General features: G+C 61.1%; 23 protein-coding genes. 17 read left to right on the plus strand and 6 right to left on the minus strand.

The annotated features are described in order from the left end of the window. Positions 1-32: 32 nt before the first annotated feature. Both ACW9H9_RS11430 and ACW9H9_RS11435 read right to left on the minus strand, forming a co-directional pair. Positions 33-3,293: a dermonecrotic toxin domain-containing protein gene (locus ACW9H9_RS11430; RefSeq protein WP_457343265.1), complete on the minus strand. Its 3,261-nt coding sequence runs from the start codon at positions 3,291-3,293 to the stop codon at positions 33-35. A gap of 185 nt (positions 3,294-3,478) precedes the next feature. Then, positions 3,479-4,192 carry an SIMPL domain-containing protein gene (locus ACW9H9_RS11435; protein WP_457343266.1) on the minus strand — a complete coding sequence of 238 codons (714 nt, stop codon included), beginning with the start codon at positions 4,190-4,192 and terminating at the stop codon, positions 3,479-3,481. Between the two features lie 209 nt (positions 4,193-4,401). Here ACW9H9_RS11435 and ACW9H9_RS11440 point away from each other — a divergent pair, with 209 nt between their 5' ends. The 3 genes from ACW9H9_RS11440 (at position 4,402) to ACW9H9_RS11450 (ending at position 8,038) form a co-directional block, all read left to right on the plus strand. Continuing rightward, positions 4,402-5,664, plus strand: a complete 1,263-nt coding sequence (locus tag ACW9H9_RS11440) for an ATP-binding protein (protein ID WP_457343267.1) — start codon at positions 4,402-4,404, stop codon at positions 5,662-5,664. Then, positions 5,657-6,217 carry a response regulator transcription factor gene (locus ACW9H9_RS11445; RefSeq protein WP_457343268.1) on the plus strand — a complete coding sequence of 187 codons (561 nt, stop codon included), beginning with the start codon at positions 5,657-5,659 and terminating at the stop codon, positions 6,215-6,217. The genes ACW9H9_RS11440 and ACW9H9_RS11445 overlap by 8 nt, the downstream gene beginning before the upstream one ends. Before the next feature lie 99 nt (positions 6,218-6,316). Beyond that, entirely contained in the window at positions 6,317-8,038 is a 1,722-nt protein-coding gene (locus ACW9H9_RS11450) for an ABC transporter ATP-binding protein/permease (protein ID WP_457343269.1), read from the plus strand. 72 nt (positions 8,039-8,110) lie between these two features. Here the strand turns inward: ACW9H9_RS11450 and ACW9H9_RS11455 are convergent, their stop codons facing one another. Then, positions 8,111-8,548, minus strand: coding sequence for a YhcB family protein (locus ACW9H9_RS11455; protein ID WP_084376340.1), 438 nt, complete (start codon positions 8,546-8,548; stop codon positions 8,111-8,113). 148 nt (positions 8,549-8,696) lie between these two features. Here ACW9H9_RS11455 and ACW9H9_RS11460 point away from each other — a divergent pair, with 148 nt between their 5' ends. The 3 genes from ACW9H9_RS11460 to zapE all read left to right on the plus strand — a co-directional run bounded on the left by ACW9H9_RS11460 (position 8,697) and on the right by zapE (position 11,879). Beyond that, positions 8,697-9,326: an alpha/beta hydrolase gene (locus ACW9H9_RS11460; protein ID WP_457343270.1), complete on the plus strand. Its 630-nt coding sequence runs from the start codon at positions 8,697-8,699 to the stop codon at positions 9,324-9,326. A 24-nt stretch (positions 9,327-9,350) separates the two neighbouring features. Further along, the gene (locus ACW9H9_RS11465) at positions 9,351-10,706 is read left to right on the plus strand and encodes a tryptophan--tRNA ligase (protein WP_457343271.1); all 1,356 of its coding nucleotides are present in this window, start codon (positions 9,351-9,353) and stop codon (positions 10,704-10,706) included. Between the two features lie 78 nt (positions 10,707-10,784). Next, positions 10,785-11,879: a cell division protein ZapE gene (gene zapE, locus ACW9H9_RS11470; RefSeq protein WP_457343272.1), complete on the plus strand. Its 1,095-nt coding sequence runs from the start codon at positions 10,785-10,787 to the stop codon at positions 11,877-11,879. Between the two features lie 47 nt (positions 11,880-11,926). On the opposite strand, the gene ACW9H9_RS11475 is transcribed toward zapE, so the two are convergent. Both ACW9H9_RS11475 and ACW9H9_RS11480 read right to left on the minus strand, forming a co-directional pair. Continuing rightward, positions 11,927-12,847, minus strand: a complete 921-nt coding sequence (locus ACW9H9_RS11475; protein WP_457343336.1) for a GlxA family transcriptional regulator — start codon at positions 12,845-12,847, stop codon at positions 11,927-11,929. Positions 12,848-13,107: 260 nt separating this feature from the next. After that, complete coding sequence (locus ACW9H9_RS11480; RefSeq protein WP_457343273.1) at positions 13,108-14,148, minus strand: NADP(H)-dependent aldo-keto reductase; 1,041 nt, start codon at positions 14,146-14,148, stop codon at positions 13,108-13,110. A 249-nt stretch (positions 14,149-14,397) separates the two neighbouring features. Between ACW9H9_RS11480 and rplM the strand changes: the two genes are divergently transcribed. The 8 genes from rplM to ACW9H9_RS11520 all read left to right on the plus strand — a co-directional run bounded on the left by rplM (position 14,398) and on the right by ACW9H9_RS11520 (position 20,162). Then, the gene (rplM, locus tag ACW9H9_RS11485) at positions 14,398-14,826 is read left to right on the plus strand and encodes a 50S ribosomal protein L13 (protein WP_457343274.1); all 429 of its coding nucleotides are present in this window, start codon (positions 14,398-14,400) and stop codon (positions 14,824-14,826) included. Positions 14,827-14,840: 14 nt separating this feature from the next. Then, positions 14,841-15,233 (plus strand): 30S ribosomal protein S9, encoded by a 393-nt coding sequence (gene rpsI / locus ACW9H9_RS11490; protein ID WP_457343275.1) that lies wholly within the window; start codon positions 14,841-14,843, stop codon positions 15,231-15,233. 268 nt (positions 15,234-15,501) lie between these two features. Then, a complete protein-coding gene (gene petA, locus ACW9H9_RS11495) occupies positions 15,502-16,095 on the plus strand; it encodes a ubiquinol-cytochrome c reductase iron-sulfur subunit (protein ID WP_457343276.1) in 594 nt (197 codons plus the stop codon). After that, positions 16,095-17,306 (plus strand): cytochrome b, encoded by a 1,212-nt coding sequence (locus ACW9H9_RS11500; protein WP_457343277.1) that lies wholly within the window; start codon positions 16,095-16,097, stop codon positions 17,304-17,306. Before petA ends, ACW9H9_RS11500 begins: the two co-directional genes overlap by 1 nt. Then, the gene (locus tag ACW9H9_RS11505; RefSeq protein ID WP_457343278.1) at positions 17,306-18,085 is read left to right on the plus strand and encodes a cytochrome c1; all 780 of its coding nucleotides are present in this window, start codon (positions 17,306-17,308) and stop codon (positions 18,083-18,085) included. The genes ACW9H9_RS11500 and ACW9H9_RS11505 overlap by 1 nt, the downstream gene beginning before the upstream one ends. A 110-nt stretch (positions 18,086-18,195) precedes the next feature. Then, positions 18,196-18,813: a glutathione S-transferase N-terminal domain-containing protein gene (locus ACW9H9_RS11510; RefSeq protein ID WP_457343279.1), complete on the plus strand. Its 618-nt coding sequence runs from the start codon at positions 18,196-18,198 to the stop codon at positions 18,811-18,813. Between the two features lie 17 nt (positions 18,814-18,830). Further along, positions 18,831-19,247 carry a ClpXP protease specificity-enhancing factor gene (locus tag ACW9H9_RS11515; RefSeq protein WP_457343280.1) on the plus strand — a complete coding sequence of 139 codons (417 nt, stop codon included), beginning with the start codon at positions 18,831-18,833 and terminating at the stop codon, positions 19,245-19,247. Between the two features lie 165 nt (positions 19,248-19,412). Further along, positions 19,413-20,162: a FadR/GntR family transcriptional regulator gene (locus ACW9H9_RS11520; protein ID WP_457343281.1), complete on the plus strand. Its 750-nt coding sequence runs from the start codon at positions 19,413-19,415 to the stop codon at positions 20,160-20,162. Between the two features lie 57 nt (positions 20,163-20,219). Here ACW9H9_RS11520 and ACW9H9_RS11525 read toward each other — a convergent pair whose 3' ends face one another. Next, positions 20,220-21,374: a phospholipase gene (locus ACW9H9_RS11525; protein ID WP_457343282.1), complete on the minus strand. Its 1,155-nt coding sequence runs from the start codon at positions 21,372-21,374 to the stop codon at positions 20,220-20,222. Between the two features lie 236 nt (positions 21,375-21,610). Here ACW9H9_RS11525 and kdgD point away from each other — a divergent pair, with 236 nt between their 5' ends. The 3 genes from kdgD (at position 21,611) to ACW9H9_RS11540 (ending at position 25,502) form a co-directional block, all read left to right on the plus strand. Continuing rightward, positions 21,611-22,522, plus strand: a complete 912-nt coding sequence (gene kdgD, locus ACW9H9_RS11530) for a 5-dehydro-4-deoxyglucarate dehydratase (RefSeq protein WP_457343283.1) — start codon at positions 21,611-21,613, stop codon at positions 22,520-22,522. A gap of 55 nt (positions 22,523-22,577) precedes the next feature. Continuing rightward, complete coding sequence (locus tag ACW9H9_RS11535; RefSeq protein ID WP_457343284.1) at positions 22,578-24,023, plus strand: aldehyde dehydrogenase family protein; 1,446 nt, start codon at positions 22,578-22,580, stop codon at positions 24,021-24,023. Between the two features lie 114 nt (positions 24,024-24,137). Next, entirely contained in the window at positions 24,138-25,502 is a 1,365-nt protein-coding gene (locus ACW9H9_RS11540; protein WP_457343285.1) for an MFS transporter, read from the plus strand. The last annotated feature ends 4 nt before the right edge of the window (positions 25,503-25,506 follow it).

The following is a 25,506-nucleotide window of genomic DNA, read 5'->3' on the forward strand; positions in this document are numbered from 1 at the left end:
TCTGGCGCATCAGGTAGGGCTGTGGGCCCGATTCACGTTGGCGTGATGATGGAAAGCTCCATGTGGGTAGGGGCGTGCGGGTCGATGACGTACACCCGCTCACTGTCGATGACCTCGTTGCCTTCTTTAATCGTGAAGGTCCGCTTGATGGTGATCAGTGCGTCGGGCACCTTGGTGATGTCCAGCTCCGGGTTGGCGATCGGGTTTCGGGAGACGAACTTGACCTGGGCCTGACGCGCTGTCGCGTCGTATTCGATCGTGATTTCTGCTTCCCCGTTGGCCATCAGGTAGCCGGCCTTGAGGCCCGAGTCCGGCAGGTTCATGTACGTGGTCGCCGACGCCAGGGAGCCTTGGTGGGCCACCTCGGAAATGCGTGCGCGCAAAGCCGGGTCCGGAATCAGCGCCTCCAGTTGTTGCAGCCGCTCCTGCTTCAGGCCTTCCTCGGTGGTGGCGGTGCTCTTGAGCAGCGAGCGGGTTTCTACGCCGTTTTCTTTGACGATGAGGGTGTAGGGGAACCGGTGGATGTCCTTGACGAAACTGGGCGAGTAGTCCCCGTTACCCAGCGGTGTAGGCACCGCCCGCTCGGAGTCCTCGATCACGGTGTTTTCCTCCAGGGTCCAGGAAACCCCCAGCCTTTTTTTGACGCTGCGGTTCTCGACAAATGAGGTGCTGGACGATTCGTATTGAATGTCGTCGCCCATCTGTAAGTAGTCATCGAATTTTTCTGCGCCCTTGATCCGGGTGCCTTCCAGTTCCGGAAACGCGTCGGCAAAGGTGGGCGGGGTCTTGAAGTCGTTGCTTGCGGTGGGCGAGGGCGGCGAACGCCGCCACCAGCGCCACATGCCGCCAGCGCCGATGTCCCGTTCCCATTCGCCGCTGGCACTGGTGCGCACGGTCATCACGGCTTTGCCGGCGCGGTCGATGATCTGCACATAGTTGTCGCTCAGTTTGAAGTCGCTGCGGATCTCGTAGATGTTGGGCACGCCCGTGGAGTCGGTGTAGCGGATAAACCAATGGTCAACGCCGCTGCTGTCGGTGGTCTGGTAAATGCCTCGGGTGTTGCGCGGGGCGTCGGCGATGAGCGACTCGCCCTCCGGCACGGCCAGTGCGCTGATATTGCCCGCCTGGGACGGTTGCAGGCGATTGGCCGCGGGTGGCTCAGGGGCGGGCGCTTCGGCCGGGGCGGGCACGGGCGGTTCTTCGGTGGGGAGCTCGAACGGGTCTTCGCTTTCCCCGGCCGCTCCGAGCGCCGAGAACAAGGTGTTGAGGGTGCCATCAAAGGCCTTCCAGGCACCGGCGCTGCGCTCGGCCTGGGTGTCGCCCGACACGGACTTTTCTGCGCCCAGGCTGATTTCGGCAACGCCGACCGCCACCGCCACGGCGACCACCGGGACGGCAATTGGCGCGAGACGGCTCAAGAGCCCGGCGGCCACCGAAATGTCGTTGAGCCAGGTGTCGCGTGTCACCTCGCTGTTGGAGGTGATCACGCTGTCGGCGTCGCTGCTCATGCGTGCGCTGCTTTGCTTCTTTATATGGGTAAAGACGTCGTCGTGAATCGGTGTGTTGGCACGGTCGATCGTCACGCCTTCGCGTGGGGTCCAGCCGCCGCTGGCCAGGTGCTCCAGGGCGGAGTCCACGCCAAACCGGCCGAACACGCCGCCGTCCTGGCGGTTGTACAGCGAGAAGTGGGAGGCGAGCGCTTCGCGTTTTTTCGGGTCCTGGGCCTGGTTCACGACCCACTGGTCCAGCTGCTTGAGCGAGTCGAAGCGCAGAAACGCCGGGGTGGCGCCGGGTACGTAAAGGATCTGCGTGCCATCGCGGCGCTGGTTGAACGAGACTTTCTGGCCCGGCTCCACGGCGGTGAAGCGCACGATATCGCTGGCGCCCCAGCCGTTGATATCGAATTCATGGGCCTGCACGAGGCCTTTTGCGGGGACTTGGGCGCGCAACTGGGCCACGCTCAGCGGCGCGTGTTCATCCTTGGGCACGTCCGGCACTGCGTTCATCAGCAGCTCGTAATCGCGGCGGGTAAACCGCTGCTCGGGTGGCTGCAACGCCCGTTCGGCGGGCGAACGCGCCTGTTGCTCCTTGAGCTGCTTGCGGGCCTGGGCAATGAACTCGCCTTTGAGGACGGCGCGGTAATCGTCGCCGTGGGTGCTCCAAAAGCGTTGGATTTTCTGGTCCATCTGCGCCTGGAAATCGGTTTTCCAACTGGTGTGCATCAGTTGGGACGGCGCCAGGGGGAATTCATTGCGCTGGCCATACCCACCCTTGTCACTTTGGCCAGGCCCGTCGGTGTAAAGACCGGCCTCGAGGTCCAGGTTGCCGGGCACCCAGTCATGCTCGGAAAAGTTTTTCAGCAACGCGTCCGGCAAGCGCAACGACGACACCGGTTCCTCAAAATTATGCGTCCAGCCGGTCATGGTGTTGCCCGATTGGGCATTCGCGAAGCGGTTGAGGTAGAGCGTGTCGGCATCGACGTGCTGGCCGGTCAATTTCAGGATGAGGGCTTCGGCCCATTTTTTTGCTTCGACGCGCGTATTGGGCAGGGTCTGGGCCACCTCGGTGGTCAGCTGTTTATAGGCCAGTACTTGGGGCAGGGTGCGATAGAACCGGGCGGCGTTTTGTTTGTGCGTCTCCAGGGCCTGGGCCGAACGGTGGGCGGCCGGGCGCAGGCGGTCGTCGGGGGAGAGCGGGTCGAAGGCTTTGCTGTGTTCCAGCCGCCGGATTTGCGCACGGGCCTGGGTGGGGTTAGTGGGGAGCGGTTCGCCGTGGAAACTGGCCACCTGTTTGGCCCGCACTTCGACGAAGTCAGGCCCCAGTTGTACCCGCAACCGATCGCCCGGCACCGGCACCAGCACCTTGGCGATGCTCAGCAACGGGCGGGAAATTTGCCCCCAGCCCGAACTGTCGGTGAGGGAAAACGACTTCATCGTGCCCTCTACGCTGGCAACCATGGCGCCGGTGGCCGGGTTGACAGTAAGCGTGTGGGGCTCGATGTTTTGCTCGCGCAGCCAGTGTTTCACCAGCGGATGTTCCAGCTGCGCCCGGTACAGGTCCAGCCATTGGCCCAGCAGGCTCTGCGGTGGAACTTTGATCAAGCCCGCCTTGTTGTGCACGATTTTGCGCTGCACGGCGGCGAGGTAAGCCTCCACCAGGGCCATTTCTGCGGGCGAACCGTTGGCGCGCGCGGGCGGCGGCACTTCGTCGCTCGCCTGCACGGGCACTTCGGCAATCGGCCCCCGGGTGGGTGCGAGCGCATGGGTATGGGGTGTGTTGAGCGATACAGACATTGCTTGGGTTCTCGAAAAAAGGATACGGGCCGGCAATGCGCTCCCTGCGGGCCGGGGCGGTAGTTATGTATCGAGAACCGGGGGGTTGATTCCAACGAAAGTAACGCAGGGTATGACCAGGCAATCGTCCAAAAAAAACGGCGCGTCCCTGAGGGGCGCGCCGTTGGTGGTGTCACCGTAAGGGCTTATTGCAGCACTTCGATCACACCGTCGGCACTCATGTTGACCTGGCTGGTGCCCGCTTCCACCTCAGGCGTGGGCGCCGAGTCCATCGCGGCGGCCTTGAGCATCATGCCGGCCCCACGGCCGTAGGGCTGTGGGTAACCGTTGGTGTTGAAGTTCAGGTTGACGATCTTGTAACCCTTGCCGCCCAGCGCATCGGTCGCCAGTTGCGCGCGGGCCTTGAAGGCGGCCACGGCTTCCTTGAGCAGGGCGTCTTCGCTGGTCTTGCGGGTCTTGTCGTCGATGGCGAAGTCCATGCTGTCCATCTTCAGGGTGGTCAGCAGGTCGCCGGTGAGCTTGGACAGGGCCGGGAAGTCGGCGCTTTCCAGGCGCAGCTCGGCGCGTTCACGCCAGCCGGTGATCTTCTGGTTCTTGTTGTCGTAGATCGGGTAGCTGTTGCGGCTGCCCTGGCGCAGGGTCACGGCCTTGACTTCGCGGGCCTGGCCCAGGGCCTTGTTCAGGGTGGTGGTGATTTCGGCGGCAAGCTTGGCCGGGTCTGCGTTCTGCGACTCGGTGTAGAGGGTGACGATCATTTTGTCGCGCGCCACTTCCTGGCTGACTTCGGCCCGCAGGGAGATCTGGTTGTAGTGCAGCTCTTCAGCCGCCATGGCCGGCAGGCTGGCGAGGGCGGTGGCGCCGAGGGTGATGAGGGCTGCGCTGCGAATCAAACGTGACATGGAAACTCCTTGAGGTATTCGTGATCGGTATGACTGTAGACGTAGGGGGTGGGTTCATCGGGTTAAAGGGAGAAAGTTTTTAATGGCGCGCGGCATGCGGCGGACGTGCGCCGGTTTGCCGCTGCGTCAAACAGCCACACACGCCATGCCAGCGTGCCGCTTCGTTTATACTCGCTGCGATCCGCCTGCTGCGCTCACCGGGAGAGCTCATGCTCGCTGCCGTAAAACTGACCTCCGCCACTCGCCAGAACCTTTGGCGCCTGACGTTTATCCGCATTCTGGTGCTGGCCGCGCAGGCCGGTTCCGTCGGCCTTGCCTATTGGTTCGACCTGCTGCCCCTGCCGTGGCTGCAACTGGCGGTGACGCTGGTGTTTTCCACGGTGTTGTGTGTGTTTACCGCGATTCGCCTGCGCACCACCTGGCCGGTCACCGAGCTTGAGTACGCCCTGCAACTGGCCTGCGACCTGTTTATCCACAGTGTGTTGCTGTATTTCTCCGGCGGCTCCACCAACCCCTTCGTCTCCTATTACCTGGTGCCCCTGACCATCGCGGCGGTGACCCTGCCGTGGCGTTATTCGGTGGTGTTGTCCGGTATTGCGCTGGCCCTGTACACCTTGCTGCTGGCGCAGTTCTACCCGCTGCAAACGTTCCCCATCGCCCGGGAAAACCTGCAGATCTACGGGATGTGGCTGAGCTTTGCATTGTCTGCTGCCGTCATCACGTTTTTTGCCGCGCGCATGGCCGAAGAGCTGCGCCGCCAGGAAGAACTGCGCGCCATTCGCCGCGAAGAAGGCCTGCGCGACCAGCAACTGCTGGCTGTGGCCACCCAGGCGGCCGGCGCGGCCCATGAGCTGGGCACGCCGCTGGCGACCATGAGCGTGTTGCTCAACGAAATGACCCAGGACCATCACGACCCCGCCCTGCAGGACGACCTGAGCGTGCTGCGTGAACAGGTCAAGCAATGCAAGCAAACCTTGCAGCAACTGGTGCGCGCCGCCGAGGCCAACCGCCGCCTGGCCGTGCAAATGCAGGACGTGACCCACTGGCTGGACGAGGCCGTGAACCGTTGGCACCTGATGCGGCCCGAAGCCAGTTACCGTTTCCAGTTGCTGGGGCAGGGCACCGTGCCGCGCCTGGCGCCGCCGCCGGACCTGACCCAGGCGTTGCTGAACCTGCTCAACAATGCGGCCGACGCGTGCGCCGAAGGCCTGGAAGTGAACCTGGACTGGGACGTCGAGAACATCACCATCAGCATTCGCGACCACGGCGCGGGCGTGCCGCTGGCCATCGCCGAGCAGATCGGCAAACCCTTCTTTACCACCAAGGGCAAAGGTTTCGGCCTGGGCCTGTTCTTGAGCAAGGCGAGCGTGACCCGCGCTGGCGGCTCAGTGAAACTCTACAGTCATGAGGAAGGCGGCACGCTTACCGAGCTGCGCCTGCCCCGTGTCGCACGAGGAGATATCGATGAGTGACGAGATCCAAGTCGAAGGCGAAGACCTGCCGCACCTGTTGCTGGTGGATGACGACGCCACCTTCACCCGCGTGATGGCGCGCGCCATGAGCCGCCGGGGGTTTCGCGTGAGCACCGCAGGTTCGGCCGAAGAAGGCCTGATCCTGGCCCAGCAGGACCTGCCGGACTACGCCGCGCTGGACCTGAAAATGGACGGCGATTCGGGCCTGGTGCTGCTGCCCAAGCTGCTGGAGCTGGACCCGGAAATGCGCGTGCTGATCCTCACCGGGTACTCAAGCATCGCCACCGCCGTTGAGGCGATCAAGCGTGGCGCCTGCAATTACCTGTGCAAGCCGGCCGACGCCGACGATGTGCTGGCCGCGTTGCTCTCCGAGCACGCCGACCTCGACACCCTGGTGCCGGAAAACCCCATGTCGGTGGACCGCCTGCAATGGGAGCATATCCAGCGCGTGCTGACCGAGCACGAAGGCAACATCTCGGCCACGGCCCGCGCCTTGGGCATGCACCGGCGTACCTTGCAGCGCAAGCTGCAAAAGCGTCCGGTCAGGCGCTGAACGGCGACTGAACAATTTGCGTCAGGCTGCACGGAGCCCCGAGCCGATCCTCTATGATCGGCTCCAAGCCTGTTCTTTATTTCCTAGCGAGCCTGAACAATGAACCAGAACGCTGAATATCGCGCGGTCAACGACGCGGTGCATGGGCAATTTCTACCTAAGGTCTGGCGGCTGATCACCCCTTATTGGCGCAGCGAGGAGAAAGGCCAGGCATGGCTGCTGCTGTTGGTGGTATTGGGGTTATCGCTGTTCAGCGTGGCCGTGTCCGTGTGGTTCAACAGCTGGAACCGCGACTTTTACAACGCCCTGGAAAAGAAAGACTACGACGCCTTTGCCCACCTGTTGATGTACTTCAGCGTGATCGCCGTGGTGTCGATCGTGACCGGTGTGTTCACGTCTTACTTGCAGCAGATGCTCACCATCCGCTGGCGCCGCTGGCTCACCGAGGTGTATTTCGCCAAATGGCTGGGCCAGAAGAACTACTACCACCTGGAAAACAGCGGCTACACCGACAACCCCGACCAGCGTATCTCCGAAGACCTTAATTCGTTCACCAGCAGCACCCTGGGCCTGGGGCTGGGGTTTATCAGCAACCTGGTGAGCCTGGTGTCGTTCTCGGTGATTTTGTGGGGCGTGTCCGGCAGTATCGAGATCTGGGGCATTACCATTCCCGGCTACATGTTCTGGGCCGCGCTGGTGTATGCGGTGGTGGGCAGTTGGCTGACCCACCTGATCGGTCGCCGCCTGATCGGCTTGAGCAACCGCCAGCAGCGCTTTGAAGCCGACTTGCGCTTTAGCCTGGTGCGGGTTCGCGAAAACGCTGAAAGCATTGCGCTGTTCAACGGCGAGCCTAACGAGCGCCAGCACCTGAGCGCACGGTTTGGCCTGGTGTGGAGCAATTTCTGGAGCATCATGCAGCTCAAGAAGCGCCTGAATTTTTTCACCAGTGGTTATGCACAGATCGCGATCATCTTTCCCTTTGTGGTGGCCGCGCCGCGTTATTTCTCCGGCAAGATCGAGCTGGGTGGGCTGATGCAGGTGGCCAATGCGTTTGGCAGCGTGCAGGGCAGCCTGAGCTGGTTTGTGGAGGCGTACACCACCCTGGCCAGTTGGCGTGCCACCTGTGACCGGTTGCTGAGTTTCGGCCAGGCGATGGACGAAAACGAAGGCCGTCGCATGGGCATCGGCCTTCAGCGCGAAGGCGCGTCGGTGCAGGTGCGCGATCTGGATTTGAACCTGGCGGACGGTCGTCATCTGCTCACCGGGGCGAACCTCGCTGTTGCCCCGGGGGAGCGCGTGATGCTCAGCGGCCGCTCCGGCAGTGGCAAAAGTACGTTGCTGCGGGCCATGGGGGATTTATGGCCCAACGGGCACGGCAATATTCGGTTACCGGCAGAGCGTTATCTGTTCCTGCCGCAAAAGCCGTATCTGCCGATTGGCACGTTGCGCGAGGTGTTGAGTTATCCACAGCCCGCCGACAGCTACCCGGTAGAACGTTATGCACAGGTGCTGCAGATCTGCCGCCTGGCGCACTTGAGTTCGCGCCTGGATGAGGCCAATCACTGGCAGCGTATGTTGTCGCCCGGTGAGCAGCAGCGGCTGGCCTTTGCCCGTGCGTTGTTGTTCAAGCCTCAGTGGTTGTACATGGACGAGGCCACCTCGGCCATGGATGAAGAGGACGAAGCCGCCTTGTATCAGGCGCTGATCGATGAGCTGCCGGGGCTGAGTATCGTGAGTGTCGGCCATCGCAGCAGCCTCAAGCGTTTCCACGGGCGGCATGTGCGAATCGAAGGCGGGCAGCTTCAGGAGCAGGTTTCTTGAGGCCCGTGCACGGCTATTAAAAAACCCGGCTGATCGTGTGATCAGCCGGGCTTCTTTACGCCTTTAAACCCGTTACTTCTTCAAGCCGTAATGCTCGTCCAGCATGCCTGGAGCGTTCGGCGTCTTGGGCGCGTAGTCCCGTGGCGGTTCCTGGTTTTCCCGTGGCGGGGTCAGGCGTTCGCGCGGGGTTTGCACCGCATCGGAATGCAGCGCAGCCAGCAGGCGCTGGCGGGTGATGTCGTCCAGGGCCAGGCGGTTGGCGCCCTCGGCGAGGTGATCCTGTACTTCCTGATAGCTCTGGGTGAGCTTTTTGACCAGGGTCGCGGTGCTGTTGAAGTGGGTAACAACCTCGTTCTGATAACTGTCAAAACGTTCCTGAATGTCATCCAGCTGACGCTGCGTGCGGTTAGGCGCGGCGTTGGGCAGCAGGCGGGCAACCAGGAAACCAATGGCGACACCGGCAACCAGGGCAAGAGTCGGCAACAACCAAACTAAGAGCGAGTGTTCCACGAGTCCTTCCTCTATAAACGACTTTGCTTTACGTTAACGGCTCGGACCTGCGCTGTATACCGCGACGTGACGTATCGCGGCGCTCAGGCACAGACTTTTAGCTAGACGAGTCGACCCTTTGAGAGGTCACGGAGTTCATTCCTTGCTGATGCGCGAAACCCCTGTTTTCATCGATGGCCCGGTGGGTCAACTCGAAGCCCTGTACCTGGATCACCCCGAGCCACGTGGCCTGGCGCTGATCTGTCACCCTAACCCGGTGCAGGGCGGCACCATGCTCAACAAAGTGGTGTCGACCCTGCAACGCACGGCCCGCGATGCCGGTTTGATTACCTTGCGTTTCAACTACCGTGGCGTGGGCGCCAGCGTCGGCAGCCACGACATGGGCAGCGGTGAAGTGGACGATGCCGAAGCGGTGGCCACGTGGCTGCGGGAAAAACATCCCGACTTGCCGATCACCCTGCTGGGGTTTTCTTTTGGTGGTTTTGTTGCCGCAAGTCTGGGCGGTCGCCTGGAGGCCAAGGGCGAAACGTTAAGCCACCTGTTCATGGTGGCCGCGGCGGTCATGCGCTTGCGTGACCAGGACGTGCTGCCACAGAACTGCCCGCTGACCCTGATCCAGCCCGAAACCGACGAGGTCGTGGAGCCGCAGGTCGTCTACGACTGGTCGGCCGCCCTCAAACGCCCCCATGAGCTGCTGAAAGTGGCAGAATGCGGACACTTTTTTCACGGCAAGCTCACCGATCTGAAGGATCTGGTGCTGCCACGCCTTTCAAATTGATAGCAGTCCGATAAGCGATTACCCATGACGACGCGTACCCGAATCCTCACCGGCATCACCACCACCGGCACCCCGCACCTGGGCAACTACGCCGGTGCCATCCGCCCGGCGATCCTCGCCAGCCAGGACGTCAATGCCGACTCGTTCTACTTCCTGGCCGACTACCACGCCCTGATCAAGTGCGACGACCCGCAGCGCATCCAGCGCTCGCGCATGGAAATCGCCGCGACCTGGCTGGCCGGTGGCCTGGATGTGAACCGGGTGACGTTCTATCGTCAGTCCGACATCCCGCAAATCCCCGAGCTGACCTGGCTGCTGACCTGCGTGGCGGCCAAGGGCCTGCTCAACCGCGCGCACGCCTACAAGGCGTCGGTGGACAAAAACCTGGAAAACGGTGAAGACCCGGACGCGGGTATCAGCATGGGCCTGTACAGCTACCCGGTGCTGATGGCGGCGGACATCCTGATGTTCAACGCCCACAAAGTGCCGGTGGGCCGTGACCAGATCCAGCACGTGGAAATGGCCCGCGACATCGGCCAGCGTTTCAACCACCTGTTCGGCAACGGCAAGGAATTCTTTGCCATGCCCGAAGCGCTGATCGAAGAAAGCGTGGCCACCTTGCCGGGCCTGGACGGTCGCAAGATGTCCAAGAGCTACGACAACACCATCCCGTTGTTCACCAGCGCCAAAGACATGAAAGACGCGATCTCGCGCATCGTCACCGACTCCCGCGCCCCGGGCGAGGCGAAAGACCCGGACAACGCGCACCTGTTCACCCTGTTCCAGGCGTTCGCGACCCCGGCCCAGGAAGCGGAATTTCGCAACGACTTGCTGCAAGGCCTGGGCTGGGGCGAGGCCAAGGCCCGTCTGTTCCAGTTGCTGGACGGCCAGTTGGGTGAAGCCCGTGAGCGCTACCATCAATTGATGTCGCGCCCAGACGACATGGAAGACCTGTTGCTGATAGGGGCCCAAAAGGCCCGTGCGGTGGCGGCGCCGTTCCTGGCCGAGCTGCGTGAAGCGGTAGGCTTGCGCTCGTTTGTCACCCAGGCGGCGGTGGTGGCCGACACCAAAAAGAAAGCGGCGAAGGCTGCGCGTTTTGTCAGCTTCCGTGAGGACGACGGCAGCTTCCGCTTCCGCCTGCTGGCCGCCGATGGCGAGCAACTGCTGCTGTCGCGCCATTTTGCCGACGGTAAAACGGCGGGTGCCGTGACCAAGCAACTGCAGTCGGGCGCCGCCCTGGACGTGCGCAGCCAAGCCACCGGCTTCAGCGTATGGCTGGACGATGCCGCCGTGGCCGACAGCGCCGAATTTGCCGACAGCGCCGCGCGCGATGCCGCCATTGAAGCCTTGCGCGTCGCATTGACCCCCCTTGAGAATTAACCTGACAAAGGGTTAATTGCCATTATCCAGGGCCGTCGCTACAGTGACGGCCCGTTTTTGTTGCCTTGCTAACGAATTATGACGCCCCTAGAACGATATCAAGCTGATCTGAAACGCCCCGATTTCTTCCATGACGCAGCCCAGGAAACGGCGGTGCGTCATTTGCAGCGCCTGTACGACGACCTGATCGCGGCGTCGAACAACAAGCCAGGGATGCTCAGCAAGCTGTTTGGCAAGAAAGACCACGCACCGGTCAAAGGCCTGTACTTCTGGGGTGGCGTGGGCCGGGGCAAGACCTACCTGGTCGACACCTTCTTTGAAGCGCTGCCGTTCAAGGAAAAGGTCCGCACCCACTTCCACCGCTTCATGAAGCGCGTGCACGAAGAGATGAAGACCCTCACCGGCGAAAAGAACCCGTTGACGATCATCGCCAAGCGGTTCGCCCAGGAAGCGCGGGTGATTTGCTTCGATGAATTCTTTGTGTCCGACATCACCGACGCCATGATCCTGGGCACCTTGATGGAAGAGCTGTTCAAGAACGGCGTGACCCTGGTCGCCACCTCGAACATCGTGCCCGACGGTTTGTACAAGGACGGCCTGCAACGCGCGCGTTTCCTGCCGGCCATCGCGCTGATCAAACAGAACACCGACATCGTCAACGTCGACAGCGGCGTGGATTACCGTCTGCGTCACCTTGAGCAAGCGGAGTTGTTTCACTTCCCGCTCAACGAGGCGGCCCATGAAAGCCTGCGCAAGAGTTTCAAGGCGCTGACGCCGGAATGCACCAAGGCCGTGGAAAACGATGTGCTGATGATCGAGAACCGCGAGATCAAGGCGCTGCTCACCTGTGACGACGTGGCCTGGTTCGATTTTCGCGCCTTGTGCGACGGCCCGCGCAGCCAGAACGACTACATCGAGCTGGGCAAGATCTTCCACGCCGTGATCGTCAGCGGCGTGGAGCAGATGAGCGTCACTACCGATGACATCGCGCGGCGCTTTATCAACATGGTCGATGAGTTCTACGACCGTAACGTGAAGCTGATCATCTCGGCAGAAGTCGAGCTCAAGGACCTGTACACAGGGGGGCGTTTGACCTTCGAGTTCCAGCGCACCCTGAGCCGGTTGCTGGAGATGCAGTCCCACGAGTTCCTCTCGCGGGCGCACAAGCCTTAAACCAGAAAGCCCGCAGCCGATGCGGGCTTTTTTTTATTGGGCGCGTGTCAGGCCGCTTGCTGGAACTGCTGGCGGTACTGGTTCGGTGACAGCTCGGTGTGCTGCCTGAACAGGCGTGCGAAGAAACTGGCGTCGTCATAGCCCACCTCGTAACTGATGGTCTTGATGCTTTTGCGGCTGCCCGACAGCAGGCCTTTTGCCGTCTCGATCCGCAGTCGTTGCAGGTAGTGCAGCGGTTTGTCCCCGGTGGCCGTCTGAAAGCGCCGCATGAAGTTACGAATGCTCATGCCGTGTTCCCGGGCCACGTCTTCAAAGCGGAACTTGTCGGCAAAGTGTTCCTCCAGCCAGTGCTGGATCTGCAGGATGATCACGTCCTGATGCAGTTTTTGCCCGCCAAACCCGATGCGGCCGGGGGCGTAGCTGCGCTGGACTTCGTACAGGATGTCGCGGGCCACGGCCTGGGCGATGTTGGCGCCGCAGAACCGTTCGATAAGGTAAATATAGAGGTCGCAGGCCGAGGTCGTGCCACCGGCGCAGTAGAGGTTGTCGGCGTCGGTCAGGTGCTTGTCCTGGTTCAGTTGCACCGTGGGAAAGCGTTCGCTGAAGGCCTTGAAAAAGCGCCAATAGGTGGTCGCCTCCTTGCCGTCCAGCAAGCCGGCCTCCGCCAGCCAGAACACCCCGGTGGCTTCGCCGCAGAGCACGGCGCCGCGGGCGTGTTGTGCACGTAGCCACGGCAAGACCTGGGGGTAGCGTTGGCACAGGGTGTCGAAGTCGTCCCAGAAGGCTGGGAGCACGATGATGTCGGCGTCTTCCAGCGCGCCGTCCACCGGCATGATCACATCGCTGAAGCTGCACACCGGCTGCCCGTCGGGGCTGACCAGGCGGGTTTCGAATACGGGTTTGAGGCCCAGGCCCTGTTGCTTGCCATACCGCAGGCTGGCGAGGTGGAAGAAGTCCTTGGCCTGCATGAGGGTCGAAGCGAATACCCGGTCAATGGCCAGAATGCTGACGCGCCGCAAGGGCGTGGAGATGTGGTTCGACATATTTCAATTTATTCTTATAGGGGAAAGTGGTCACCAGACGGCTGGATCGTCTTATTTTTTGGTGCGGGTGTCCAGTGTCCCGTGATGTCGCTGCGTCTTGAGCAGGGTGGTCAGGTTTTAGGGGAGGAGGGGGCATGTGTGGCAGGCCCCGCCGGGTGGGAGCGGGGCCTGTGTGCGAGGGGCAATCAGGGGGCAGGGTTTGGATGGTCCTTTTGGATCGCTTCAATACCGGCCAGCACTTCGCTGGACAGCTTGAGCTCAGCGCTGGCGAGGTTGCTCTCCAACTGCTCCAGGGTCGTGGCGCCGATGATGTTGCTGGTCAGGAAGCGTTGCTGCGTGACAAATGCCAGGGCCATCTGGGCCGGGTCCAGGCCGTGCTCGCGGGCCAGCGCCACGTAACGGCTGCACGCTGCTTCGGACTGCGGGTTGAAATAACGGCTGAAACGACTGTACAGACTCAAGCGCGCATTGGCCGGACGGGCGCCGCCTTCGTATTTGCCGGTGAGCATGCCGAACGCCAGGGGCGAATAGGCCAAAAGGCCGCAGTGTTCGCGGATGGCGACTTCTGCCAGGCCCACTTCAAAACTGCGGTTGAGCAGGCTGTAGGGGTTCTGGATCGACACGGCGCGACTCCAGCCACGGGCCTCGGCCAGGGCCAGGAACTTCATGGCGCCCCACGGGGTTTCGTTGGACAGGCCGATGTGGCGGATTTTGCCGGCGCGAACCTGGTCGTCGAGCACTTCCAAGGTTTCTTCCAGTGGGGTCACGTCGTCTTCTTCCACATGGTTGTAGCCCAGCTGCCCGAAGAAATTGGTGCGCCGCTCCGGGGCGTGCAATTGGTAGAGGTCGATCCAGTCGGTTTGCAGGCGCTGGAGGCTGGCGTCCAGCGCCTCGACGATCTGCTGGCGGTTGAACTTGAGGTTGCCGCCGCGGATGTGGTTGACGTTGTTGCCGGGGCTGGTGATCTTGGTGGCCAGGATCCAGTTGGCGCGATCGCCCCGGCGCTTGAAGTAGTTGCCGATGCAGCGTTCGGTGGCGCCGAAGTTTTCACCGTTGGGCGGCACGGGGTACATTTCTGCGGTGTCGATGAAATTGACGCCCGCCGCTTTGGCCCGCTCGATTTGCGCGAAGGCCTCTGGCTCGCTGTTCTGCTCGCCCCAGGTCATGGTGCCCAAGGCTATCGCGCTTACATTCAGATCGGTCCGGCCCAGCTTTCGATAGTCCATCAGGTGCTCCTTGCGGGAAAACAGCCATAAAAGCAGGTTGAATTTTTTTTCGCAATCTGCATAATTGCCCACCTCTTTCTGCAGTGGAAGTGATGCGCCGCCTGCCGAAGAATCTTGCCGTTGAACGGACGCGCCGACCCGAGCCCCCGATAGCGTCTGTATCCGGCTGCCTTTGACCTTGTCAAAGTACGCACTATTCAGTAAGATCCGCCGTCTAAATTTACAGGCGGCCCCTGAGGCTATTAAAGAATGACAACTTTTACTGCAAAACCGGAAACAGTTCAGCGCGACTGGTTTGTCGTCGACGCTGCTGGTCAGACCCTGGGTCGTCTGGCCACCGAAGTCGCCAGCCGTCTGCGTGGCAAGCACAAGCCTGAGTACACCCCGCACGTTGACACCGGTGACTACATCATCGTTATCAACGCTGAGCAGGTTCGTGTAACCGGTAACAAAGCCAGCGACAAAATGTACTACCGTCACTCCGGTTTCCCAGGCGGTATCAAGTCTTCGAACTTCGAAGGCCTGATTGCCAAGAAGCCTGAAGCCCCGATCGAGATCGCGGTCAAAGGTATGCTGCCGAAGGGCCCACTGGGTCGCGACATGTATCGCAAGCTGAAAGTCTATGCGGGCGCTGCTCACCCTCATGCTGCTCAGCAGCCCCAAGAACTGAAGTTTTAACGGAATAGTTCATTATGTCGGCGACTCAAAATTACGGCACTGGCCGTCGCAAAACCGCAACCGCACGCGTTTTCCTGCGTCCGGGCACTGGTAACATCTCGATCAACAACCGTTCCCTGGACGTGTTCTTCGGCCGCGAAACTGCCCGCATGGTAGTTCGTCAGCCGCTGGAACTGACCGAGACCGTTGAAAAGTTCGACATCTACGTCACTGTTGCTGGTGGCGGTGTAAGTGGTCAAGCTGGCGCAATCCGCCACGGCATCACTCGCGCGCTGATGAGCTACGACGAAACCCTGCGCAGCGCTCTGCGCAAAGCTGGCTTCGTTACTCGCGACGCCCGTGAAGTTGAACGTAAGAAAGTCGGTCTGCGTAAAGCGCGTAAGCGTCCGCAGTACTCCAAGCGTTAATTCGCTTTTACGTTCCAGAAAACGCCCAGCCTCCTCACGGAGCTGGGCGTTTTTTATTGCCTGCTGTTTATCCGCAACTTTTTTAGCGTGACAACTTGCCACATCCGTAGACCCCCTATACTACAAGGCTTAGAGCCATGGCCGGGGTAATCACCTTGTCAGGTGTGTGGGTTTTCATTACCATCTCGGCAAAAATTTTATAAGCGAAGATTCACTACTTAGTAGACGCCTGATTTAACAGGCCACAAAGCTGATGGGAGAGGACTGAATGAGCAATGACGGCGTGAATGCAGGCCGGCGTCGCTTCTTGGTAGCAGCCACATCCGTGGTGGGTGCTGCAGGAGCGGTGGGGGCTGCGGTCCCGTTCGTGGGGTCATGGTTTCCCAGCGCCAAGGCGAAAGCCGCAGGCGCACCGGTGAAGGTGAATGTCGGCAAGATTGATCCAGGCCAGCAAATGATTGCTGAGTGGCGCGGTCAGCCCGTGTTCATCGTTCGTCGTACTGAGGAAATCCTGGGAAATCTGAAGAAAATCGAAGATCGCTTGTCCGATCCCGACTCGAAGAATTCCGACCAGCCCGCTTACGTCGATAAGGAAATGCGCTCGATCAAGCCAGAAATTCTGCTGCTGATCGGTATCTGCACCCACTTGGGGTGCTCCCCCACCTTCCGCCCGGAAGTGGCGCCCGCAGACTTGGGCAAAGACTGGGTCGGTGGCTACTTCTGCCCTTGCCACGGCTCTCACTACGACCTCGCCGGCCGTGTCTTCAAGTCGCAACCCGCCCCCTTGAACCTGCCAGTGCCGCCGCACAAGTACGAGTCTGACAGCGTCATTGTCATTGGCGAAGACACGGAGAAAGCGTGATGAGCAAGTTCATGGATTGGGTCGATGCGCGCTTTCCCGCCACCAAAATGTGGGAAGACCACCTCAGCAAGTATTACGCGCCGAAAAACTTCAACTTCTTCTACTTCTTTGGCTCCCTGGCCTTGCTGGTGCTGGTCAACCAGATCATCACCGGTGTGTGGCTGACGATGAGCTACACCCCGTCGGCGGAAGAGGCGTTCGCCTCCGTCGAATACATCATGCGCGACGTCGAGTACGGCTCGATCCTGCGACTGCTGCACTCCACCGGCGCCTCGGCGTTCTTCATCGTGGTTTATCTGCACATGTTCCGTGGCCTGCTCTACGGTTCGTACCAGAAGCCGCGTGAGCTGGTGTGGCTGTTCGGCATGCTGATCTACCTGGCGCTGATGGCCGAAGCCTTCATGGGTTACCTGCTGCCGTGGGGCCAGATGTCGTACTGGGGCGCCCAGGTGATCATCTCGCTGTTTGGCGCGATCCCGGTGATCGGCAACGACCTCACCCAGTGGATCCGGGGTGACTACCTGATCTCGGGCATCACCCTGAACCGCTTCTTCGCCCTGCACGTGGTGGCCTTGCCCATCGTGATCCTGGGCCTGGTGGTGCTGCACATCCTGGCGCTGCACGAAGTGGGTTCCAACAACCCGGACGGCGTGGATATCAAGAAGCACAAGGACGAAAACGGCGTACCGCTGGACGGCATTCCGTTCCATCCGTACTACACCGTCAAGGACATCGTCGGCGTGGTGGTCTTCCTGTTTATCTTTTGCTCGATCGTGTTCTTTTTCCCGGAGATGGGCGGTTATTTCCTGGAAAAACCCAACTTTGAGCAGGCCAACGCCTTCAAGACGCCCGAGCACATTGCCCCGGTCTGGTACTTCACGCCGTTCTACGCGATCTTGCGGGCCATCCCCGACAAGCTCATGGGCGTCATCGCCATGGGCGCCGCCATTGCCGTGCTGTTCGTGTTGCCCTGGCTCGACCGAAGCCCGGTCAAGTCCATGCGCTACAAGGGCTGGATGAGCAAGATCTGGCTGTGGGTGTTCTGCATCTCGTTCGTGATCCTGGGCGTGTTGGGCGTACTGGCGCCTACCCCCGAGCGCACGCTGCTGTCGCAGGTCTGCACCTTCCTGTACTTCGCCTACTTCATTCTGATGCCGTTCTACACCCGGCTCGAGAAGACCAAACCGGTTCCGGAAAGGGTGACTGGCTGATGAAAAAATTATTTGCTGCATTTATTTTGGCGGCCCTGCCCATGCTGTCCTTTGCGGCCGAGCACGGCGCAGAGCTGGAAAAAGTCGATATCGACGTGTCCGACAAGGCCGCGATGCAAGATGGCCTGCGCACGTTCGCCAACTACTGCATGGGCTGCCACAGCGCCAAGTTCCAGCGCTACGAGCGGGTGGCCGACGACTTGGGCATCCCCCATGACGTGATGCTCAGCCACGCGGTGTTCACCGGCGCCAAGATCGGCGACCACATGAACATCGGCATGCAGCCCGCCGACGCCAAGACCTGGTTCGGCGCCGCGCCGCCGGACCTGACCCTGGTCGCCCGCGTGCGCGGCACTGATTGGCTTTATGGCTACCTCAAGTCGTTCTACGAAGACCCGGCGCGCCCCTACGGCGTGAACAACAAGGTCTTCCCGAACGTGGGCATGCCTAACGTGCTGGTGGGCCTGCAAGGTCGCCAGGTGGTGGGCTGCAAGCAGGTGCAAATCATCGAGGACGGCAAGAAGCAATACGACCCGCTGACCGGCACGCCCCTGACCCATGAGGCCTGCGACCAGTTGACCATCGTGCCCAAGACCGGCTCGCTGACCGAGGAGCAGTTCGACGAGAAGGTCAAGAACCTGGTGACCTTCCTCGCCTACTCGGCCAACCCGGTCAAACTGCAGCATCAGCGCATCGGCACCTACGTGCTGCTGTACCTGGCGTTCTTCTTTGTCTTCGCTTATCTGCTCAAGCGTGAGTACTGGAAAGACGTCCATTGACCCACTGGTAAGTAATTGCTGTTAATCTTGCGCGCCCGGCGGCATCTGCACTCCCGCCGGGCGTGCTCGTTTTTGAGCGTTCAACATTTCAACAAGCGAGGAGGACCGCCATGGGCGTGACCAATCGGTTGGCCTGTTACTCCGACCCCGCCGACCACTATTCCCACCGGGTGCGCATCGTACTGGCAGAGAAGGGTGTCAGCGCCGAGATCATCAGCGTGGAGGCGGGCCGTCAGCCGCCAAAACTGATCGAAGTGAACCCTTACGGTAGCTTGCCGACCCTGGTCGATCGTGACCTGGCGTTGTGGGAGTCGACCGTGGTGATGGAATACCTGGATGAGCGTTACCCGCATCCGCCTTTACTGCCGGTGTACCCCGTTGCACGGGCCAACAGCCGCCTGCTGATCCATCGGATCCAGCGGGACTGGTGTGGCCTGGTAGACGTGATTCTGGATTCGCGTACCAAAGAGCCCGTCCGCGTGCAGGCGCGCAAGGAATTGCGCGAGAGCCTGACCGGCGTTTCACCGCTGTTCGCCGACAAGCCTTTTTTCCTCAGCGAGGAACAAAGCCTGGTGGACTGCTGCCTATTACCCATACTCTGGCGTTTGCCGATCCTGGGCATTGAACTGCCAAGGCCGGCCAAACCGCTGCTTGATTACATGGAGCGCCAGTTTGCGCGTGAGGCTTTCCAGGCGAGTCTGTCTGGTGTCGAACGCGACATGCGCTAAGGCTTAAGGAGCCGTTGATGAACTCCAATCGACCCTATTTGCTCCGCGCGTTCTACGAGTGGATTGTGGACAACGATTGCACCCCGCACATGGTGGTCAATTCCGAATTTCCGGCGGTCCAGGTGCCGCAGGGTTTTGCCAGCGACGGGCAAATCGTACTGAACATTTCCCCGAGTGCCGTGCGTAACCTGCAGATGAAGAACGAAGCCGTCAGCTTTGAAGGGCGTTTCGGCGGTGTGCCGCATTCGCTGTTCGTGCCGCTCGGCGCCGTTCTCGGGATTTACGCCCGGGAAAATGGCGAAGGCATGGTGTTTGACCTGGAGTCGCCCTTTGAAGGGGGTGAAGGTGTTGAGTTGGAAGGGGATGACGACCTGCCGCCAGACACCGAACCACCGCGCCCAAGCGGTCGGCCAAGTCTGAAAGTGGTGAAGTAAGGCTCTCTGATGAGGGTAGGAAAGTGCCTCGGCCCAGCCGGGGCATTTTTTTGCCCGGTGCAACGCGTGGGTCTTGTAGATGAAAGTCATCACAGAACGGTGATCGTACAACCGCCTTGGGCTATCATGCAGGCTTCTTTTGCTCGCCGAGACAGATGATTCATCATGGAAAACGCCAACGCCACCACACGTCTTCCCCGCAAGCGCCGCAGCCTTGCCCAGGAATTGGTCACGGTGTTGTCCGAACAGATCCGCGACGGCCAGCTCAAGCGCGGCGACAAACTGCCCACCGAGTCGGCGATCATGGACGCCCATGGTGTAAGCCGCACCGTGGTGCGTGAAGCCATCTCCCGCCTGCAGGCGGCCGGCCAGGTGGAAACCCGGCACGGTATCGGCACCTTTGTGCTGGACACCCCAAGCCCCAGCGGCTTCAGGATTGACCCGGCCACCGTGGTGACGTTGCGGGATGTATTGGCCATTCTCGAATTGCGCATCAGCCTGGAAGTGGAGTCTGCCGGGCTTGCCGCCCTGCGTCGCAGCGACGAGCAACTGGCGGGCATGCGTGTCGCCCTGGACGCCATGAATGAAGGCACCGCCCACGCCGGTGATGCGGTGGCGTCGGACTTCCAGTTTCACCTGCAGATCGCGCTGTCCACGGGTAACCGTTACTTCACCGACATCATGACTCACCTGGGCACCAGCATTATTCCGCGTACCCGCCTGAACTCTGCACGGTTGGCCCACGACGACCAGCAGCATTACATGGGCCGGCTGAGCCGCGAGCACGAAGAAATCTACGAAGCCATCGCCCGCCAGGATTCGGACGCGGCGCGTGCTGCCATGCGTCTGCACCTCACCAACAGCCGCGAACGGCTGCGCCAGGCCCATGAAGAAGCCGAAGCGCAGCGCGGTTAAACAAGTGGCGAGGGCGCGCCGTGCAACAGGCCGGCCCTCGCAACGTTTGCGTTGCCCTTACGCGGGCGTGTTGGGTTTGTAGTCCTTGAGCAGCAGGTAAGTGCTCCAGCCCCACCAGTCGTTGGTCCACTGCTTGTCATTCAAGTTGTTGACGTCTTTGCGCCGCAGCACCTTGTCGCCTTCCATCTTGAACAGCGGCGCGAAGTTATTCGCCGGGTTTTGTGCCGCGTTCAAGTCCGGCACATGCAGTGGCGCCTTGAAGTTGGCCGGGGAGGGCGCGTTGCCGCTGATGAACGCGTCGAAAATCTCGTCCGCCGAGGCCTGCACCGCACGCTTGACCTGAGTGCGATTGGCTGCGCTGACGCTGTCGAAATAGCGCCCATCGCCGTAGGCCCGCCATTGAACCCCCAGGGCGTTACGGACATTGAGGCCGAACTTGCTGTCTTCATCGTGCATGAAGCGGCTGACCAGCGAACCCAGCTCGCCGGGCGTGACCACGGCGGCCAGCTGTTTGCGAGGGACGCGCAAATGGCCCGACGAGAACAGGTCGGTCAGGAAGTGGTCGGCGAAGCTGTTCATCGCATACGCCAGTTCCAGCGCCTGGGCGGTGCCGGTCTGGTGGGCGACCACCGCTTGCTTGAGTGCCGCCGTGTGGCCCGCCAGGTAAGCCGCCAAGGCCCACTCACCGAAATGATCGGCATTGTCCGCGGCCAGTTTCAGGTAGCGCCCCAATGGCAACAGCGGTGTCGCGGCGCTGCCACCTCCGGTGATGCGGTTCCACTCTTCGGACAACGTATCACCCAGTGCGTCATACGCCTCATGCGGTTCCTTGCCTTCACGGATGGCGCGGTTGATCGCGTCGATCTCCTTTTGCATCACCGCGAGGATCTTGCCGGCCTCCTCCCGCGACGCGGGCAGTACCGCCAAGGTGTTGAAGGCGGCGGTGAAGCGCTGCACCCGATCGGCGGGGGAGGCGCCTTCGTTGATGGATTGCCCGGGGATACCGTAAAAATCCCCGCCCAGGGAGATGATCTGGCCATAGGTCAGCGCCAGGCCGTTGGGCAGGCGCAATTTCACCTGTTTTGCGGGAACTGCCGCGGCGCCCTTGGCCAGGCGCAGCAGCGTATCGTCGCCGATGGCGGTGTGCTCACCCCCGCCAAAACGCTGGGGAATCGGGGTTTTTTCCGGTGCTGCGAGTTCAAGATCTGACATGTTAGCTCCTTGCTATGTCGTAAGAATCTTCCGTTATTACTGTATGTATATACAGTCATTTGGATAATAGGCGAATAATTTCCTACGTAAAGGACGCGGTTTTAAACATGAATCCCGCATGAAGGTTGATGAATTGCAGTTGACGAATCTTTTTATGGTTGTACGATGACGTACGACATCATCAAAACCACTCGTCCCTTCACAACAGAAAGTCTTTTGCCCAGGGTGTTCGAATAATGAATCCACAAGAACTGAAGTCCATCCTCTCCCACGGTCTGCTGTCCTTTCCGGTGACCGACTTCAACGCCCAGGGTGATTTTCACCAGGCGGGTTACATCAAGCGTCTGGAATGGCTCGCGCCCTACGGCGCCACGGCCTTGTTCGCCGCAGGCGGCACCGGTGAGTTCTTCTCCCTGGCGGCCAGCGAATATTCCCAAGTGGTCAAGACCGCCGTGGACACCTGCGCCAGCAGCGTGCCGATTCTGGCCGGTGTCGGCGGCGCGACCCGCCAGGCCATCGAGTACGCTCAGGAAGCCGAGCGTCTTGGCGCCAAGGGCTTGTTGCTGCTGCCGCACTACCTGACCGAAGCCAGCCAGGACGGGGTGGCCGCGCACGTTGAAGCGGTGTGCAAGTCGGTCAACATCGGTGTGGTGGTCTACAACCGTAACGTCTGCCGCCTGACCGCGCCCTTGCTGGAGCGCCTGGCCGAGCGTTGCCCCAACCTGATCGGCTACAAAGACGGCCTGGGCGATATCGAGCTGATGGTGTCGATTCGTCGCCGCCTCGGTGACCGTTTCAGCTACCTCGGCGGCCTGCCGACTGCAGAGGTTTACGCCGCTGCCTACAAGGCCTTGGGCGTTCCGGTGTACTCCTCGGCGGTGTTCAACTTCATCCCGAAAACCGCGATGGACTTCTACCACGCCATCGCCCAGGACGATCACGCTACCGTCGCCAAGATCATCGACGACTTCTTCTTGCCGTACCTGGACATCCGTAACCGCAAGGCCGGTTACGCAGTGAGCATCGTCAAGGCCGGGGCAAAAATCGCCGGCTACGATGCGGGCCCGGTGCGCACGCCGCTGACCGACCTGTTGCCCGAAGAGTACGAAGCCCTCGCCGCGCTGATCGACAAGCAAGGCGCGCAGTAACCCATCACCAAGGCCGCTGAGTGATCAGCGGCCTTTTGCGTCAGGAGAGAAATTCGTGTCCCAAGCCAAGCGTTTTGAAAACTACATCAACGGCCAATGGGTGGCCGGTGCGAACTACTGCACGAACATCAACCCGTCGGATTTGTCGGATGTGATTGGCGAATTTGCCAAGGCGGATGTCGGCCAGGTCCATGAAGCCATCGATGCGGCCCGCGCCGCGTTCCCGGCCTGGTCCACGTCCGGGATCCAGGCGCGCCATGACGCGCTGGACAAGGTCGGCAGTGAAATCCTCGCCCGCCGCGAAGAACTCGGCACGCTGTTGGCCCGTGAAGAGGGCAAGACCCTGCCCGAAGCCATCGGCGAAGTGACCCGCGCCGGTAACATCTTCAAGTTTTTTGCCGGTGAATGCCTGCGCTTGTCCGGTGACTACGTGCCGTCGGTGCGCCCGGGCGTCAACGTTGAAGTCACCCGTGAAGCCCTGGGCGTGGTTGGCCTGATCACCCCGTGGAACTTTCCGATCGCCATCCCCGCCTGGAAAATCGCCCCGGCCCTGGCCTACGGCAACTGCGTGGTACTCAAGCCCGCCGAGCTGGTGCCGGGCTGCGCCTGGGCGCTGGCAGAAATCATCTCCCGCGCAGGCTTCCCCGCCGGTGTGTTCAACCTGGTGATGGGCAGCGGCCGCGTGGTCGGTGACGTGATGGTCAATAGCCCGAAAGTCGACGGCATCAGTTTCACCGGCTCCGTGGGCGTGGGCCGCCAGATCGCGGTCAGCTGCGTGTCGCGCCAGGCCAAGGTGCAACTGGAAATGGGCGGCAAGAACCCGCAAATCATTCTGGATGACGCCGACCTGAAACAGGCCGTCGAGCTGGCGGTACAGAGCGCGTTCTACTCCACCGGCCAGCGGTGCACGGCGTCCAGCCGCCTGATTGTCACGGCCGGTATTCACGACCAGTTCGTGGCGGCCATGGCCGAGCGGATGAAGTCGATCAAGGTCGGCCACGCGCTCAAAAGCGGTACCGACATTGGCCCGGTGGTTTCCCAGGCCCAGTTGGACCAGGACCTCAAATACATCGACATCGGCCAAAGCGAAGGTGCGCGGCTGGTCAGCGGTGGTGGCCTGGTGACGTGCGACACCGAAGGTTACTTCCTGGCGCCGACGCTGTTTGCCGACAGCGACGCGGCAATGCGCATCAGCCGTGAAGAAATCTTCGGCCCGGTGGCCAACGTGGTGCGCGTGGCGGACTACGAAGCGGCGCTGGCGATGGCCAACGACACCGAGTTCGGCCTGTCGGCCGGTATCGCCACCACCTCGCTCAAGTACGCCAACCACTTCAAACGCCACTCCCAGGCCGGGATGGTGATGGTCAATCTGCCGACCGCGGGGGTGGATTACCACGTTCCGTTCGGTGGTCGCAAAGGGTCTTCCTACGGTTCGCGTGAGCAGGGTCGCTACGCGCAAGAGTTCTACACCGTGGTCAAAACCAGCTACATCGGTTCGTAAACGCAGGACCGGCGGCAGCTGCTTCAGGGGGGAGCCGGGCTCCCTCATGAAGTGGCTGGCGCGATATACAATTTGATTACCCGCAAAAAAAATAATTAGTGGGAGTACATCTTCATGCAAGCGACCAAGCCGACCCACGTCCGCTATTTGATCCTGCTCATGCTGTTTCTGGTGACCACGATCAACTACGCCGACCGTGCCACTATCGCCATTGCCGGTTCCAGCCTGCAAAAGGACCTGGGCGTCGACGCCGTCACCCTCGGCTATATCTTTTCTGCATTCGGTTGGGCCTACGTGGCCGGGCAAATCCCCGGCGGCTGGCTGCTGGACCGTTTCGGTTCGAAAAAAATCTACGCCTTGAGCATTTTCACCTGGTCACTGTTCACCGTGCTGCAAGGCTATGTCGGTGAGTTTGGCCTCTCTACCGCCATCGTCGCGCTGTTTATGCTGCGCTTTCTGGTGGGCCTGGCCGAAGCGCCGTCCTTTCCCGGAAATGCCCGTATTGTGGCGGCGTGGTTTCCTACGGCGGAGCGCGGCACGGCGTCGGCCATTTTCAACTCGGCGCAATACTTCGCCACGGTGCTGTTCGCCCCGTTGATGGGCTGGATCGTCTACACCTTTGGCTGGCAGCACGTGTTTATCGTGATGGGCGGCATCGGCATCCTGTTCTCGCTGATCTGGCTGAAACTTATCCACAGCCCGCGCAAACACCCGATGATCAACGACGCGGAATTGCAGTACATCGCCAGCAACGGCGCCATGGTCGACATGGACCAGGACAAGGGCAAAGGTAAAAAAACGGACGGGCCCAAGTGGGATTACATCCGTCAGTTGCTGACCAACCGCATGATGCTGGGCGTGTACCTGGGCCAGTACTGCATCAATGGCATCACCTATTTCTTCCTGACCTGGTTCCCGGTGTACCTGGTGCAGGAGCGTGGCATGACCATCCTCAAGGCGGGCTTCATCGCCTCGTTGCCCGCGATCTGCGGCTTTATCGGGGGCGTGTTGGGCGGGCTGATTTCCGACTGCCTGCTGCGCAAGGGCCATTCGCTGACGTTTGCCCGTAAGGCACCGATCATCGGCGGCCTGTTGGTGTCGTGCAGCATCGTGGCGTGCAACTACGTGGACATCGAATGGATGGTGGTGGGCTTCATGGCCCTGGCCTTCTTTGGCAAGGGCGTTGGCGCACTGGGTTGGGCGGTGGTCTCTGACACCTCGCCTAAACAAATCGCCGGCCTGAGCGGCGGTTTGTTCAACATGTTCGGCAACCTGGCGTCCATCAGCACGCCGATTGTGATCGGTTACATCATCAGCACCACCGGTTCGTTCAAGTGGGCGCTGGTGTTTGTGGGCGCCAATGCGCTGCTGGCGGTGTTCAGCTACGTGGTCATTGTGGGGCCGATCAAGCGTGTGGTGCTCAAGGAGCCGCCTGCCAAGGGGCCCGAGCTGGGCACATTGTCCGAAGTGCATTCTTGAGGGA

This window comes from Pseudomonas sp. SDO5215_S409, assembly GCF_054071325.1.